Source organism: Pseudomonas guariconensis (genome assembly GCF_900102675.1).
In the GTDB taxonomy this organism is placed as follows: domain Bacteria; phylum Pseudomonadota; class Gammaproteobacteria; order Pseudomonadales; family Pseudomonadaceae; genus Aquipseudomonas; species Aquipseudomonas guariconensis.
Genome location: NZ_FMYX01000017.1, coordinates 46,604 through 61,092 on the forward strand (window position 1 = coordinate 46,604; position 14,489 = coordinate 61,092).

Below are 14,489 nucleotides of genomic sequence, written 5' to 3' on the forward strand. Positions count from 1 at the left end.
ATAACCCGCCTCGATTGGCCCTCGCCGTAGGGCCACACTAAGCTTTGGGCATGACCGAGAGGAAATGCCCATGAGCAAACGCCTGCCCAATCTGCACGCCTGGCAATGGCGTGGTTACCATCACAATCACCGGCATCCGACCAACCTGGTGCTGCATCTGATCGCCGTCCCATTGTTCATCCTGGGCGCCCTGTTGATGCTCGGCGGGGTATTTGGCCTGGACCTCGGCCAACTGGCCATCGGCTTGATCGCCCTGGCCGCTGGCCTTGGACTGCAGCGCCACGGCCATCGTCTGGAAACCGAGCAATCCGAACCCTTCGCCAGCCGCAAGGACGCCGTTCAGCGTGTACTGACCGAGCAATTCATCACCTTTCCGCGCTTTCTGCTGAGCGGTGCCTGGTGGCGTGCCTGGCGCGAGCGCCACAAGCATCGCCGCTAGCTGCCCAGATCTAGGCGAACACCGTCACGGTCTGTCGGCTCAAGGCAATCAGCTCGTTCTCGGCTGTCCACAGGGCGGCCGAAGCGTGCCCATAGCCATCGCGGGCGTGCTCGGTCTCGACACAGTAACGACACCAGTCCAAGGTCGACAGCTTGGGCGCTGGCTGAATGAACTCGATCGTCCAGGTCAGGGTGCTGCCTGCGGCAGGTTGTTTAAGATGCGGTAGCAGACTGGGCGGCCAGGCATCGACCATTGCCAGCAGATGCGCTTCGCTCGCCGGCCCGTCGGCCATATCGCGCAGGCGTACCCAACCGCCCATCCGTCGATCATCGTTACCGCTGAACGGCAGGCCGCCAATGGCCCAACGCAAAGCCACATGACGCATGAACTCAGGCGTCACGCCTTTGATATAGGGCAATTCGGCGGCAGACTGCTCTAGCGGCTTCATGTCCACGGCAGGCTGAGCCTTGACCTCGATTGCCGAAGGACGGCCATCTCCGAAGCTGCCCTGTACCAGGGTCACCACCTGCCCCTCCTGCACCGCGCGTCCCAGCAGCGTGCTGACAGCTTTGCCCTCACGCAACACCTCGACCTCGAAACTGATCGGCACCTGCGGCGTCGCTGGCCCAACAAAGGTGACAGCCAACGACCGCACCGGACGTCCCTCACCAAGCTTGGCACGCATCGCCTCATGCATCAGCGCGACCATCAGCCCGCCAAATACCGCGCGCCCCTGGCCCCAACTGGCCGGCACACTGACAGATTCGGGACACTCGCGCACGGCGCTGAGCAATTGCGTGAAATTCATGTTCGGCTCCTGCACCGGGGCTTGATTGGCTGCCACGGGACGTGCCCGCGTCAGGACGTGCCCCGATATTAGCCAGCGAGTGTCTGGCTGACAGCCCGCATAATGGCCATTCCCTATGGCTATCGACGCGCCACGGCTGCCCGCAAGGCCTCAAGGGTGGCATCGGCCTTCTGCTCGGCCTCATGCAGCTCGCGTTCCCAGGCTTTCTTGAAGGGCGCCAGATCGGCGTGATCACGCGCCAGCAAAAGCCATTGCACACGGTCGTGCCAATCGCCCAGGTCGGCCTGGGTGCGCTTGAGCAGGCGTTGCAGTTTGTTTCCGGCGTGCTCCAGCTGTGGGTACGCCTCGTCGCCATAGCGCACCCGCTTGATCAATAAACGCAGGCGATGACGGTCGTGGCTGGGGTCGTCAAGCGCTTTCTCGAGCTTGCGCCATTGTTTGTTCAGGCGCTTGTCGATGCGCTTGTCCAGGCCACTGGCCAAGCCTTCGCGCGCGCAGGCCCGCAGGAATAACGGAAAGGTGTCGATGATCGCCAGCACCCGGGCGAGCTGACGGCTCACGGCCACACTGGCGAAGATGCCCGCCCTGCCCTCCAGACGACGCGCCCCAGCCTGCTGGTGCCCTTGGCCGATCATATGGGCCGCTAGCACCTCACGGTCCCGCAAGGGGGTCGTGAGCGCCCCCAGCGAGCGCGCGGCGTCCTCCAACTGCTCGACACCGGGCAGCCCCCGCAAAGGCCGCAGCAGGCTCCGCAGGCGCCGCAGGCTTGTACGCAGGTCGTGCAAGGCTTCGCTGTCGACATCGGCCGCCAGCCGCTCCCGGCATGCCAGCAGACGGACCTGCAAGGCCAGCACCTGGGCGATGACATGATCGAGCATGGCGGCCATACAGCCCTCCTGGATCAACGACCCGCGCGGGACTCACGGATGTAAAAACGCGCCTTCTCGGCCTTGCGGCTACAGCCTTCGAAGGCCTCGAACTGCTGCTGCGTCTTGGCGCCGGTCAACAGCGACAGGGCCTTGGAATAGCTGACGGTACCGGCAAACCCTTCGGCCTTGGCCAGGTCCAGCTCCTTCCATGCAGCATCGAGCTGAGTCGCACAGCTGTCACGGTACGCCGTCTTGCCCGCGCAACCGGTGAGGGCAAGAGCGATCAGGGGAAGGCAGATCCAGGCTTTCATCAGTCAGTAACCTCAAGTTTGAACAAAAAGAGTGGCCGTTCGACGCTCAGGCAAGCGAAAAGTGCCCTGCTCAGCGTAGCCCAGCACGGTCTACATTGAAGCACAGGCAACAATGGGTGCATTGTTGGACCATGGTTGCACAGCAGTAGGGGGACAGTCATGAGCAAACGCGTGGCATTGGTACTGGGATCGGGGGGCGCACGCGGGTATGCGCATATCGGCGTGATCGAGGAGATAGAGCGACGCGGCTACGAAATCGCCTGCATCGCCGGCTGTTCGATGGGTGCGGTGATCGGTGGGATCTATGCTGCCGGAAAACTGGATGAATACCGCAGCTGGATCGAGAGTCTGGACTACCTCGACGTGCTGCGCCTGGTGGATGTGAGCTTTCGCTTAGGCGCGATCCGCGGCGACAAAGTGTTTGGCCAGATCCGCAAGATCGTCGGCGAGGTGAACATCGAACAACTGTCCATTCCCTATACGGCGGTGGCAGCGGACCTCACCAACCAGCAGGAGATCTGGTTCCAGGAAGGCTGCCTGCACCAGGCCATGCGGGCCTCGGCGGCGATCCCCAGCCTGTTCACACCGGTGATGCAGGGTAACCGCATGCTAGTCGATGGCGGCATTCTCAATCCGCTGCCGATCGTGCCGGTGGTGTCCAGCCATTGCGACCTGATCATCGCCGTCAACCTCAATGCCACCAACCAGAAACAATACCAATTGCCGGTGATCGAGCGGCCTGCAGCGTTCAAGATGCGGTTCGACGCGGTCATCAGCTCGTTGGGCTCACGTCTGCCCTTTCGCCGCAAACCGGCCGAACAATTGATGCGCATCGAACAGGAAATCGTTGCCGAGGGACTGAACGCCAGCGACCCCTGGCTTGGCGAGTCTGCAGACCCGGAAGGCCAGCAGCCGGCAGCGGCCCCCGAACGTGGCGGCGCGCCCAGGTCCGCCACCGGTTCCTTCATCGTCGATAACGTAGGGCCTGCGTCCTTGCTCGACTTGATCAACCAGAGCTTCGAAGTCATGCAGACCTCCCTCGCTCAGTACAAGATCGCTGGCTATCCGCCAGACGTGCTGATCAACGTGCCCAAGCGGGTGTGCCGCTTCTTCGAGTTCTACAAGGCGCCAGAACTGATCGCCCTGGGACGGGAAATTGCCCGGGACACGATGGACATCTACGAAGGTGAGCGGCGTTAGCCCCTCCCAAAAAACAAGAAAGGCCGCATGAGCGGCCTGTCTTGTTGCGGCGATAGCACTCAGTAACGAGTGACGTCAGCCGCGGCTTCTAGTTGCTTACGGTAGGCCGCGAAGTCCTGCTGGCCTGCACGCGAAGCGAGGTAACGGCGGATCTGCGCTTTCTCCTCGTCAGTGGCTGCAGCGCCTTCGTTGACCCCCTTGAGCTGCAACACCACCAGGCTGCCATCGCCGAGGACCACACTGCCGTAGACCGGCTTGTCCTTGGAGGCAGGCTTGGCCAGGCGGAATACCGCTTGCAGTTCGGCCGGATCGATACCGTCCTGGCCACGCGTAACGGCCTCTTGGGTCTTCCACTTCTGGCCTTCCTGTTCGGAGGTCAGCGGGATGGCGCCATCGCGCAGGCCAGCGATCAGCTTGTCAGCCTTGGCCTTGAGCTCGGCAGTCGCCTTCTCCTTGGCCAGGTGCTCGCGGATGTTCTTGGCCACAGCCTCCAGCGGCAGTTGCTCCGGCTTGCGATGCTCCTTGACACGCAGCACGACCACGGTCTCCGGATCCAGCTCGATGGCATTGCTGTTGGCGCCCTCTTCCAGCACTTCTTCGCTGAAAGCGGCCTGGACGACCGAACGGTTGGCCGTGATGCCCTCACCGCCTTCCCGACCGAATGCGGCCGAAGTCTGAACCTTCAGGCCCAGGTCCTGGGCCGGCTGAGCCAGGTCAGAGGCCTCGAACGCGGCGTCTTCCAGCTGCTTGGTCACTTCCACGAAGCGCTGTTCGACCTGTTGGGTCTTGAGTTCGCGGGTCAGCTTGTCTTTTAGGCTTGCAAAGGTCGGCACTTCCGGTGCCTGCACACCTAGCAGCTTGATCAGGTGGTAACCGTACTCGGTGCGCACCGGTGCCGATACTTGGTCCTTGTTCAGCTTGTACAGGGCATCCTCGAAGGCTGGGTCGTAGACGCCTGGGCCTGCGAAGCCGAGATCACCGCCATTGCTGGCCGAACCTGGGTCCTTGGAGAATTCCTTGGCCAGTGTGGCAAAGTCCTCTCCCTTGGCCAGACGCTGCTGGATCTCTTCGATACGGGCCTTGGCCTGTGCATCGGAAACCTTGTCGTCGACCTCGATGAGGATATGCGCGGCATGGCGCTGTTCGGCCAGGTTGGCGATTTCCTTCTCGTACAGGGCCTTGAGTTCGTCCTCGTTGACCTGTACCTGGTCGAAGAAGGCCGACTTCTTCAGCTCGATGTAATCGATGACCACCTGGTCGGGTGTCATGAATTCCTTGGCGTGCTGGTCGTAGTGCGCCTTGACCTCGTCGTCGCTCACCTTGACGGCGGCCGGGTCGGCCTTGAAGGTCAGCGAAGCGAAATCACGGGTCTGCTTCTCCAGGCGAGCGAAGGCTTCGACTTGTTTGTCGGTGACGAAGCTGCTGCCGGCAAGGCCGGTGCGCAATTGCCCGATGAGCATTTCCTCGGCGAGCATCTCGCGGAATTGCATGCGCCCATAGCCCATCTGGCGAATGACCGCATCGAAACGTTCGGCGCTGAACTTGCCGTCGACCTGGAACTCCGGTGTCTGCAGGATCAGCTGATCCAGCGCGGCCTCGGAGAAGGCGAACTTGGCGTCCTCGGCACCCTGCAACAGCAGCTTGCGCTCGATCAGCCCTTTGAGCGCAGCTTCGCGCAGCATCTTTTCATCCAGCAGTGCTGGGTCGAAATCCTTGCCCAGCTGTTGCATCAGCTGGCGGCGCTGCATGTCGACGGCCTGGCTCAGCTCGTTCTGACTGATGGTCTGGCCGTTCACCTTGGCGGCGTCCTGGCTATGGCTGGTGGCCTGGAAAATGGCCTCGAAGCCGGTCAGCGCCATCAGCACGACGATAAGGCCGATGATGGTCTTGGCAATCCAACCTTGTGAATTGTCCCTGATATTCTGCAGCATGCGTCCCCCAGAAACGGTTGTACCACTGCGTCGACAACCGTGGAGCGTGGGTAGAGTCCTGATAGAAGAAAGGCGCATCCTGTGGGATGCGCCTTTTCAAAGCGAGCGTGCCAACGGGAACGTTTGCGGCCCCGCCGTCACGCGGTCGGGCCTGGTGTGACCAGGTCCGGCTGAAAGAGACGACTTAGTTGACGGCGTCTTTCAGGCCTTTGCCAGCCTTGAAGCCTGGAACCTTGGCAGCAGCGATCTTGATCGCCTTGCCGGTTTGCGGGTTACGGCCGGTGCGCTCAGCGCGCTCCTTGACCGAGAAGGTACCGAAGCCAACCAGTACAACATCGTCACCTTGCTTCAGGGCGCCGGTGACGGATTCGATGACTGCGTCCAGCGCACGGCCAGCTACAGCTTTCGGAATGTCAGCGGATGCGGCGATAGCGTCAATCAGTTCCGACTTGTTCACTCTAAGTCCCCTTATATCTCTATTGAGTTTGTTTCTAAGTATGTAATGAAAAGCTTATGAAACGAGCACTGGGCGGCCTATTGACACTGGCGTGCCGTTTTATAGCAAGGCCCCGAAAAAACTGTCAAGGAAAGCCCCCCAGCGAAATACGTACTAGTGCGTGCTAATTCTTTCCTTAGCATCGCCGTCGCGCTTTTCATCTTTCGCGACAATCTCCGGAGCCACATCTGGCAAGGGCTCCGGGGCGTATTGCAGCGCAATTTGGAGGACTTCGTCAATCCATTTGACCGGTTTGATCTGAAGATCCTGTTTGATATTTTCCGGAATCTCCTTCAGATCACGAACGTTTTCCTCTGGAATGATCACCGTTTTGATCCCACCGCGGTGTGCCGCGAGGAGTTTTTCCTTCAAGCCACCGATGGCCAGAACCTGGCCACGCAGGGTGATTTCACCGGTCATGGCCACATCGGCGCGCACCGGAATCTGGGTAAGTGCCGAGACCAGCGCCGTGCACATGCCGATACCCGCACTTGGGCCGTCCTTAGGGGTAGCGCCCTCGGGCATGTGGATGTGCACATCGTGCTTCTCGTGGAAATCGGCGGCGATGCCCAGACTGCGGGCACGGCTGCGTACCACGGTCTGCGCGGCGGTGATCGATTCGACCATGACGTCGCCCAAAGAGCCGGTCTTGATCAACTGGCCCTTGCCGGGGATGACCACGGCTTCGATGGTAAGCAGTTCGCCGCCCACCTGGGTCCAGGCAAGGCCGGTGACCTGACCGATCTGATCCTGCTGCTCTGCCAGGCCGTAGCGGAACTTGCGCACGCCCAGCAGATGTTCGAGCTGCTCGCCGGTCACCTTGACCTTGAGCTGCTTCTCGCCGGTGTGCTCCTTGACCACCTTGCGGCAGACCTTGGCGATCTGGCGCTCCAGACCGCGCACGCCGGCTTCGCGGGTGTAGTAACGAATGATGTCGCGGATCGCCGTGACATCGATATCCAGTTCACCCTTCTTCAGGCCATTGGCCTTCACTTGCTTGGGCGTCAGGTACTTGACCGCGATGTTGATCTTCTCGTCCTCGGTGTAGCCCGGCAGGCGGATGACCTCCATCCGGTCGAGTAGCGCCGGCGGAATGTTCATCGAGTTCGAGGTGCACAGGAACATCACGTCCGAGAGGTCGTAGTCGACCTCCAGGTAGTGGTCGTTGAAGTTGTGGTTCTGCTCAGGGTCGAGCACTTCCAGCAATGCCGAGGCGGGATCGCCGCGCATGTCGCTGCCCATCTTGTCGATCTCGTCGAGCAGGAACAGCGGGTTGCGTACACCCACCTTGGTCATTTTCTGAATCAAACGACCCGGCATGGAACCGATGTAGGTGCGACGATGGCCTCGGATCTCGGCTTCGTCACGCACACCGCCCAAGGCCATGCGCACGAACTTGCGGTTGGTAGCAGCCGCGATCGATTCGGCCAGGGAGGTTTTACCAACGCCAGGTGGACCTACCAGGCAAAGCACAGGGCCGCGAATCTTCTTCACGCGCTTCTGCACAGCGAGATATTCAAGGATGCGTTCCTTGACCTCTTCCAGGCCATAGTGATCGGCATCGAGGATTTCCTCGGCCTTGGCCAGGTCCAGACGTACTTTGCTCTGGGCTTTCCAAGGCACCTGCACGAGCCAGTCCAGGTAGGAGCGAACCACAGTGGCCTCTGCGGACATCGGCGACATCTGCTTGAGCTTGTTCAGCTCGGCCTGGGCTTTGGCCAAGGCGTCCTTGGGCAGGCCAGCAGCTTCGATACGCTTCTTCAGCTCCTCGGCTTCGTTGTGGCCCTCGTCGCCATCGCCGAGCTCCTTCTGAATGGCCTTCATCTGCTCATTCAGGTAGTACTCGCGCTGGCTGCGCTCCATCTGCTTCTTGACCCGGCCACGGATACGCTTCTCGACCTGCAGCAGGTCGATCTCTGCATCGAGCAATGCCAGGACATGTTCGACCCGGGTCGGTAGATCGACAATTTCGAGGATTTCCTGCTTCTGCTCGATCTTCAGGGCCATATGGGCGGCCATGGTGTCGACCAGGCGGCCGGGCTCTTCGATACTGTTGAGCGAGGACAGGACTTCAGCCGGGACCTTCTTGCCCAACTGGACGTACTGCTCGAACTGCGACAGCAACGTGCGCACGAAGACTTCCGACTCGCGCTCGGCGGCCTCGACTTCATCGATCAGGGTGACTTCGGCACGGACATGCCCTTCCACTTCCGTGAAACGCTCGACGGCGCCGCGCTGCTCGCCCTCGACCAACACCTTGACGGTACCGTCGGGTAGCTTCAGCAATTGCAGGACAGTGGCAATGGTACCGACGCGATACAGGGCATCTTCGCCCGGGTCATCGTCGGCAGGATTCTTCTGGGCCAGCAGGAGGATCTGCTTCTCGCCCGTCATCGCCGCCTCAAGGGCTTCGATGGACTTCTCGCGTCCCACGAACAGCGGGATGACCATGTGCGGATAAACAACGACATCGCGCAATGGCAAAAGAGGCAAGTCGAGGGTGGTCTTCATGATTTCGCCTCTACAGCGGCCTTATGGCCGGAAACCGGTGGAAATGATGCTTGGACCTAATGTGGGGGCAGGTCCATAAAATTACAAGCGTTGAGATCGGAAAAGCAGAAAGGGGCCCATAGGCCCCTTTCTTGCTCGACTTGGCTTACCCGACTCAGGCGTCAGGTGCGGCCTTGGCTTGCGGCTCGCTGTTCTCGTAGATCAGCAAAGGCTGCGAGGTGCCATCGATGACGCTCTCGTCGATCACCACCTTGCTGACATCCTTCTGCGAAGGAATCTCGTACATGGTGTCAAGCAGCACGCCTTCGAGGATCGAACGCAGGCCCCGGGCGCCGGTCTTGCGCTCGAGCGCCTTGCGAGCAACCGCCTTGAGCGCGTCGCTACGGAACTCGAGGTCCACATCTTCCATCTCGAACAGCTTGGCATACTGCTTGGTCAAGGCGTTCTTCGGCTCGGTGAGGATCTGCATCAGTGCAGCCTCATCCAGCTCGTCGAGGGTTGCCAGCACCGGCAGACGGCCGACGAACTCCGGAATCAGGCCAAACTTGACCAGATCATCCGGTTCGACCTCACGCAAGGACTCGCCGACCTTCTTGCCTTCCTGCTTGCTGCGCACTTCAGCGCCAAAACCGATGCCACCTTTGGTGGAGCGGTTCTGAATGACCTTTTCCAGGCCCGAGAACGCACCGCCGCAGATGAACAGGATATTGCGGGTATCAACCTGCAGGAATTCCTGTTGCGGATGCTTGCGACCACCCTGAGGCGGCACGGAAGCCACAGTCCCTTCGATCAGCTTCAACAGCGCCTGCTGCACGCCCTCGCCCGACACGTCGCGAGTGATCGACGGGTTGTCCGACTTGCGCGAGATCTTGTCGATCTCATCGATATAGACAATGCCCATCTGGGCCTTTTCCACGTCGTAGTCGCACTTTTGCAGCAGTTTCTGAATGATGTTCTCGACGTCCTCACCCACGTAACCGGCTTCGGTCAAGGTGGTGGCGTCGGCGATGGTGAACGGTACGTTCAACAGGCGTGCAAGGGTTTCGGCGAGCAGGGTCTTGCCCGAGCCAGTCGGCCCGATGAGCAGGATGTTGCTCTTGCCGAGTTCGACTTCGTCGCCCTTCTTGTCACGCTGGTTCAGGCGCTTGTAGTGGTTGTACACCGCTACGGACAGCACCTTTTTCGCGCGCTCCTGACCAATGACGTACTGGTCCAGGATACCGCTGATTTCTTTCGGCGATGGCAATTTGTGCGCGTTGCTTTCGGCCTGGGCTTCCTGCACCTCCTCACGGATGATGTCGTTGCACAGGTCGACGCACTCGTCGCAGATAAATACCGAGGGCCCGGCAATCAATTTGCGCACTTCGTGCTGGCTTTTGCCGCAGAAGGAGCAATAGAGCAATTTGCCGCTGTCCTCGCCGTTACGGGTGTCAGTCATTCGATCGATCCAATCCGGTAGGCATGAAACACAAGATGAAGGCAATTGCGGGCTTTTTCAAGTCCGCAGGTAGGCGCCAACGGCGCCCACCCGCTCTGGCACCTTGGTTCAGGACGCCAGTTGCCGCTTGTCGTAGACCGAGTCGATCAGGCCGTACTCGGCCGCGCGCGCGGCACTCATGAAGTTGTCGCGTTCGGTGTCGCGCTTGATGGTCTCGAGATCCTGGCCAGTGTGATGGGCCAGCAGCTCGTTCAGACGCGCCTTGATGTTGAGGATTTCCTGGGCATGGATCTCGATATCGGTCGCCTGGCCCTGGAAGCCACCCAATGGCTGGTGAATCATCACGCGCGAGTTCGGCAGGCAGTGACGCTTGCCTGCAGCGCCGGCCGCCAGCAGGAATGCGCCCATGCTGCAGGCCTGACCGATGCAGATGGTCGAGACGTCCGGCTTGATGAACTGCATGGTGTCGTAGATCGACATGCCGGCGGTGACCGAACCACCCGGCGAGTTGATGTACAGATGGATATCCTTGTCCGGGTTTTCCGCTTCAAGGAACAGCAGTTGTGCCACCACCAGGTTGGCCATGTAGTCCTCTACGGGACCAACCAGGAAAATCACACGCTCCTTCAATAGGCGCGAGTAGATGTCGTAGGCGCGCTCGCCACGGGCGGACTGCTCGATAACCATCGGGACCAGACCGCCCGCGGCCTGGATGTCGGAGCTCTGTTGAATATAAGAATTGCGGGACATGTCCTGCACTCACTCCCAAATAGTCATGGCTTGAATACGCACAAGCCAGCTCGAAGGCTGGCTTGTGGGGGTTTCCTACGAGAGAAGACCTATCACTCAGCGGCGGCAGGAGCCTGTGCTGGCTTGACAGCTTCTTCGTACGAGACCGACTTGTCGGTCACAGTCGCTTTCTGCAGGACAGTATCTACAACTTGTTCTTCCAGCACAACCGAACGGACTTCGTTCAGTTGCTGGTCGTTCTTGTAGTACCAGGAGATGACCTGCTCCGGCTCTTGGTAGGCCGAGGCCATTTCCTCGATCATTTCGCGGACCTTGGCGTCGTCCGGCTTCAGCTCGAACTGCTTGACCACCTCAGCAACGATCAGACCCAAGACCACACGGCGCTTGGCTTGCTCTTCGAACAGCTCGGCCGGCAGTTGCTCTGGCTTGATGTTGCCGCCGAACTGCTGAACAGCCTGCACGCGCAGACGGTTGACTTCGTTCTCCAGCAGAGCCTTCGGCACTTCGATCGGGTTGGCGGCCAGCAGACCGTCCATGACCTGGTTCTTGACCTTGGCCTTGATTGCCTGACGCAGCTCACGCTCCATGTTCTTGCGAACTTCGGCGCGGAAGCCTTCCAGGGTCGATTCCTTGATGCCGAACTGGGCGAAGAAGGCTTCGTTCAGCTCAGGCAGCTGAGGTGCCGAAACGCTGTTGACGGTGATGGTGAACTCGGCAGCCTTGCCGGCCAGGTCCAGGTTCTGGTAGTCCTCAGGGAAGGTCACGTTGACAACGCGTTCTTCGCCCGCTTTTGCGCCAACCAGACCGTCTTCGAAGCCTGGGATCATGCGGCCGGAGCCCAGCACCAGCTGGGTGCCCTTGGCCGAACCACCCGCGAAAGCTTCGCCGTCGATCTTGCCAACGAAATCGATATTGACCTGATCGTCGTTCTGGGCGGCACGTTCAACGGCCTCGAAACGTACGTTCTGCTTGCGCAGCACTTCCAGCATGTTGTCCAGGTCCGCGTCAGCGACTTCGGCGCTCAGGCGCTCGACCTTGATCGACTCCAGGCCGCTAACGGTGAACTCTGGGAAGACTTCGAAGATGGCGACGAATTCCAGGTCCTTGCCTTTCTCGAAGGACTTGGGCTCGACAGCAGGAGCACCAGCCGGGTTCAGCTTCTGCTCGACGATGGCTTCGTAGAAGGAAGCCTGGACCAGGTCACCGAACGCTTCCTGACGGGCATCGGCCTCGAAACGCTGACGAATGACGCTCATCGGCACCTTGCCTGGGCGGAAGCCGGCGACCTTGGCGCGCTTGGCAGTCTGCTGCAGACGCTTGTTGACTTCGTTCTCGACGCGCTCGGCCGGAACGGCGATGGTCATGCGGCGCTCGAGAGCGGAAGTGTTTTCAACAGAAACTTGCATGGATATTCCTCGTTGCACAGACGTTAGCCGGCGATAGCCCGACTCCAGAATCAAGGGCAAGCATTCTAGTGACTCGCGCATCAGAAGTCACCCCACCCCAGATGACGGAGAACCACACCGGTCAATTTCATTGAAGGCCCCGCACGGCGCGCCGCCGAAGCCCCCGCGTATCGCTTGCACGCAACGGCGGTTGCACGTCGCTTGCGCTGTAAAAACTTGTCAAACAATGCAGCTATATAAAGGCAGAGCTCAGTCGGAGTCGATCTCGTTGAACTGGCAATACTCTTCCCAGCTCATCCCTAGCGCCTCGGCCACCTCACGGTGCACCTCCAAGCGCATGACTTGCAGCTCCTCGGGGCTTTGAGCGATCAATTGCAATGCCAGCTCCCAAGGCTCGACACCCTGCTCTTGCGCAGCATCCTCGAACGCCCACTGGATCTGCTGGGCCTGTTCATGCGCACCAAGCTCGCGGATCTCCTCGAGCAATTGCGGATTGGCCTCAGCGAAACGCTGCAGTGCCAATGCCTGGCGAGCTTCTTTTGCAATCATGCGACAGCTCCTATATCGGGCCCGCTTGCCCTATTTCAACCGGCTGAAATCTAACAATTTTTGCCCGAGCAGCACCAGTACCACACGCCGGGCACTGATGCTTGAAGAAACTGCAGACAATAAAAAAGCCGCTCCAGGCGGCTTCTTTATGGGTTTAGCGCGACTCAACGAAAGGCGGCAAAACCAAGGATGGTGCGGACGAAGAGACTCGAACTCTTACAGCTTGCGCCGCTGGAACCTAAATCATGCCGGTTTGGTATTAGACCATAGAAATCAATAGGTTGCGACGCCCGCACTCGTTGCCACCATCCAAAATGTCCCACTCTGTGTCACATCACTCCGCGTGTGCAGCACAATCCCGTCACACAGCGTCACGGCGTTCTGCCAGAACAAAAACCACCTTCTACAGAAACACCTCGTCGACTGGGCCTTGCCGAAAAATAAATTTTTCATACTGTATGCACATCCAGTACTGCGAGAAGCCCCATGGACATCGACACAACCGGGTTCGAGCTCGGCATGCCCACTCGAGAGGAAATTCTTGAGCACCAATCCCACATGCTTTGCAATGAAAACGACCAGCTCAGGCGCGAGCTGGCTAAGGCCAAGCGCAATATCGCAAAGCTGGTGGAAATCAACCAGGGGCTGCAGGAGCAGATCGCTGCCGAGTTCCGCCGTGCGAACGGCGCCTACGTCGAGTATGTGCACCTCATGAATATGGCGAGGTGTCGGTACGGCATAGACCTGACCAGGGATGGCTACGACCTTGACCCACGGAAGAATCTAAGTAAGAAGGAGCTGAAGGAGGCCGAGGAGTGAAATGGCTATCGAGATACAGGCCTTCTGACCATAGCGTCATACTCCGCCTCGCACTGCTGGCCAGCTATTCGGGATCGGTCATACGCTTTCGCCAGCTCTCCCGCTCGAGCATCAGCCCGTGTGAGCAGGTCGGAGAGCACCATGGCGGCGCGGGTGGCTGCCTGGCCTCGGGCGATAGCGGAGGTATCCGCGGCGGGGCAACGGACGGTGGCGGCGAAATTGGCTGCGTCGTGCTGCAGCCGCTGGCCAGCAGCATCGGCGCCAGCAGCACCAGCATCAGCCACCTGGTGTTCTTCTCTTGCATGGGCTCTCGCCTCCTCCTGCGCATGGGCGCGTCGTTGTTCTTCCTCCCTCGCGCTGCGCTCGCCCAATACCTCGGCCAGGCGGTCGCCGCTGTCGCGCTGCGCCGATGCTGTGGCAGCCTCAGCGCGTTCGACAGATCGGCCGTGCTGGTAGGTGCCCCAGTAGGACGCCACCACCAGCAGGAGCGCCAGCGCACGCAAGCCCCAGCCGTTCACGCCAGAGCCCTCCGCACGCCCTCGTCGATCACCTGGGACTTGTACGGGTTGCCGCCGTTCTCATGGATGATGATGCTCTCGACGAACACCCGCAGCGTGGCCGGGTCCTTGATGTTGATCGGGTCAGTGGTGCGCACGCCCAGGCGCTTGGCCACGGCCAACGCGTAGGCATCGGTGTCGTTCTCGTTCGACGGTGCCCAGCGGTTGATGGTCTCTAGCACCGTGTCGATGCCCTTCCCGCCCACGCCTGGCATGCCATCCTTGCCGCGGTAGGCAATGAGCAGTTTGCCCAGGGCGCGGATGCCGTTCTCGGGAGAGTCGAAGCGAGCGAAGCGCGGCTTGCTGGCTCCAAGCTCCAGACCCAGCTGGCCCACCCAGTCGTTGCGCGGGTTGAAATCGATGTTCCCGGGATTGTTGTTGCGGACGCCGCGTGCGGTCATAGTT

Annotated in this window: 15 protein-coding genes and 1 tRNA gene; 3 read left to right on the forward strand and 13 right to left on the reverse strand. The window is 60.3% G+C overall.

Annotated elements, in window-relative coordinates:
* Positions 1-70 precede the first annotated feature (70 nt).
* Complete coding sequence (locus BLS27_RS22265; RefSeq protein WP_090346867.1) at positions 71-439, forward strand: DUF962 domain-containing protein; 369 nt, start codon at positions 71-73, stop codon at positions 437-439.
* A gap of 10 nt (positions 440-449) precedes the next feature.
* Here BLS27_RS22265 and BLS27_RS22270 read toward each other — a convergent pair whose 3' ends face one another.
* From BLS27_RS22270 to BLS27_RS22280, 3 genes are all read right to left on the reverse strand, one after another.
* The gene (locus BLS27_RS22270; protein ID WP_043213497.1) at positions 450-1,247 is read right to left on the reverse strand and encodes an acyl-CoA thioesterase; all 798 of its coding nucleotides are present in this window, start codon (positions 1,245-1,247) and stop codon (positions 450-452) included.
* A gap of 119 nt (positions 1,248-1,366) precedes the next feature.
* The gene (locus tag BLS27_RS22275) at positions 1,367-2,134 is read right to left on the reverse strand and encodes a CHAD domain-containing protein (protein ID WP_090346868.1); all 768 of its coding nucleotides are present in this window, start codon (positions 2,132-2,134) and stop codon (positions 1,367-1,369) included.
* 14 nt (positions 2,135-2,148) lie between these two features.
* Entirely contained in the window at positions 2,149-2,427 is a 279-nt protein-coding gene (locus BLS27_RS22280) for a hypothetical protein (protein ID WP_043213493.1), read from the reverse strand.
* A 159-nt stretch (positions 2,428-2,586) separates the two neighbouring features.
* Here BLS27_RS22280 and BLS27_RS22285 point away from each other — a divergent pair, with 159 nt between their 5' ends.
* Positions 2,587-3,627 (forward strand): patatin-like phospholipase family protein, encoded by a 1,041-nt coding sequence (locus tag BLS27_RS22285; protein ID WP_043213492.1) that lies wholly within the window; start codon positions 2,587-2,589, stop codon positions 3,625-3,627.
* Between the two features lie 59 nt (positions 3,628-3,686).
* On the opposite strand, the gene BLS27_RS22290 is transcribed toward BLS27_RS22285, so the two are convergent.
* The 8 genes from BLS27_RS22290 to BLS27_RS23870 form a co-directional block, all read right to left on the reverse strand.
* Complete coding sequence (locus tag BLS27_RS22290; RefSeq protein ID WP_043213490.1) at positions 3,687-5,558, reverse strand: SurA N-terminal domain-containing protein; 1,872 nt, start codon at positions 5,556-5,558, stop codon at positions 3,687-3,689.
* Between the two features lie 184 nt (positions 5,559-5,742).
* Entirely contained in the window at positions 5,743-6,015 is a 273-nt protein-coding gene (gene hupB / locus BLS27_RS22295) for a nucleoid-associated protein HU-beta (protein WP_011533117.1), read from the reverse strand.
* Between the two features lie 153 nt (positions 6,016-6,168).
* Positions 6,169-8,565: an endopeptidase La gene (lon, locus tag BLS27_RS22300; RefSeq protein WP_090346869.1), complete on the reverse strand. Its 2,397-nt coding sequence runs from the start codon at positions 8,563-8,565 to the stop codon at positions 6,169-6,171.
* Positions 8,566-8,719: 154 nt separating this feature from the next.
* Positions 8,720-10,003: an ATP-dependent Clp protease ATP-binding subunit ClpX gene (gene clpX, locus BLS27_RS22305; protein ID WP_043213487.1), complete on the reverse strand. Its 1,284-nt coding sequence runs from the start codon at positions 10,001-10,003 to the stop codon at positions 8,720-8,722.
* A 108-nt stretch (positions 10,004-10,111) separates the two neighbouring features.
* Positions 10,112-10,753 carry an ATP-dependent Clp endopeptidase proteolytic subunit ClpP gene (gene clpP, locus BLS27_RS22310; protein ID WP_043213484.1) on the reverse strand — a complete coding sequence of 214 codons (642 nt, stop codon included), beginning with the start codon at positions 10,751-10,753 and terminating at the stop codon, positions 10,112-10,114.
* A 92-nt stretch (positions 10,754-10,845) separates the two neighbouring features.
* Complete coding sequence (tig, locus tag BLS27_RS22315) at positions 10,846-12,159, reverse strand: trigger factor (protein ID WP_070573986.1); 1,314 nt, start codon at positions 12,157-12,159, stop codon at positions 10,846-10,848.
* Between the two features lie 249 nt (positions 12,160-12,408).
* The gene (locus BLS27_RS22320) at positions 12,409-12,708 is read right to left on the reverse strand and encodes a DUF6388 family protein (RefSeq protein ID WP_043213478.1); all 300 of its coding nucleotides are present in this window, start codon (positions 12,706-12,708) and stop codon (positions 12,409-12,411) included.
* A 190-nt stretch (positions 12,709-12,898) separates the two neighbouring features.
* Positions 12,899-13,002, reverse strand: a tRNA-Leu gene (locus BLS27_RS23870).
* Positions 13,003-13,194: 192 nt separating this feature from the next.
* Between BLS27_RS23870 and BLS27_RS22325 the strand changes: the two genes are divergently transcribed.
* On the forward strand, positions 13,195-13,527 hold the full coding sequence (locus BLS27_RS22325; protein ID WP_090346870.1) for a hypothetical protein: 333 nt from the start codon (positions 13,195-13,197) through the stop codon (positions 13,525-13,527).
* A 5-nt stretch (positions 13,528-13,532) separates the two neighbouring features.
* On the opposite strand, the gene BLS27_RS22330 is transcribed toward BLS27_RS22325, so the two are convergent.
* Together BLS27_RS22330 and BLS27_RS22335 are read right to left on the reverse strand one after the other, a co-directional pair.
* A complete protein-coding gene (locus BLS27_RS22330) occupies positions 13,533-14,045 on the reverse strand; it encodes a DUF2514 domain-containing protein (RefSeq protein ID WP_090346871.1) in 513 nt (170 codons plus the stop codon).
* Complete coding sequence (locus tag BLS27_RS22335; protein WP_090346872.1) at positions 14,042-14,485, reverse strand: structural protein P5; 444 nt, start codon at positions 14,483-14,485, stop codon at positions 14,042-14,044. The genes BLS27_RS22330 and BLS27_RS22335 overlap by 4 nt, the downstream gene beginning before the upstream one ends.
* Positions 14,486-14,489: the final 4 nt, after the last annotated feature.

Bases quoted from the DNA above. Each gene is read 5' to 3' on its own strand.
- BLS27_RS22275 (WP_090346868.1), bottom strand. From the start codon at position 2,134: ATGGCCGCCATGCTCGATCATGTCATCGCCCAGGTGCTGGCCTTGCAG.
- BLS27_RS22280 (WP_043213493.1), bottom strand. From the start codon at position 2,427: ATGAAAGCCTGGATCTGCCTTCCCCTGATCGCTCTTGCCCTCACCGGT.
- lon (WP_090346869.1), bottom strand. From the start codon at position 8,565: ATGAAGACCACCCTCGACTTGCCTCTTTTGCCATTGCGCGATGTCGTT.
- clpP (WP_043213484.1), bottom strand. From the start codon at position 10,753: ATGTCCCGCAATTCTTATATTCAACAGAGCTCCGACATCCAGGCCGCG.
- BLS27_RS22325 (WP_090346870.1), top strand. From the start codon at position 13,195: ATGGACATCGACACAACCGGGTTCGAGCTCGGCATGCCCACTCGAGAG.
- BLS27_RS22290 (WP_043213490.1), bottom strand. From the start codon at position 5,558: ATGCTGCAGAATATCAGGGACAATTCACAAGGTTGGATTGCCAAGACC.
- clpX (WP_043213487.1), bottom strand. From the start codon at position 10,003: ATGACTGACACCCGTAACGGCGAGGACAGCGGCAAATTGCTCTATTGC.
- BLS27_RS22285 (WP_043213492.1), top strand. From the start codon at position 2,587: ATGAGCAAACGCGTGGCATTGGTACTGGGATCGGGGGGCGCACGCGGG.
- BLS27_RS22335 (WP_090346872.1), bottom strand. From the start codon at position 14,485: ATGACCGCACGCGGCGTCCGCAACAACAATCCCGGGAACATCGATTTC.
- BLS27_RS22320 (WP_043213478.1), bottom strand. From the start codon at position 12,708: ATGATTGCAAAAGAAGCTCGCCAGGCATTGGCACTGCAGCGTTTCGCT.
- BLS27_RS22270 (WP_043213497.1), bottom strand. From the start codon at position 1,247: ATGAATTTCACGCAATTGCTCAGCGCCGTGCGCGAGTGTCCCGAATCT.
- tig (WP_070573986.1), bottom strand. From the start codon at position 12,159: ATGCAAGTTTCTGTTGAAAACACTTCCGCTCTCGAGCGCCGCATGACC.
- BLS27_RS22265 (WP_090346867.1), top strand. From the start codon at position 71: ATGAGCAAACGCCTGCCCAATCTGCACGCCTGGCAATGGCGTGGTTAC.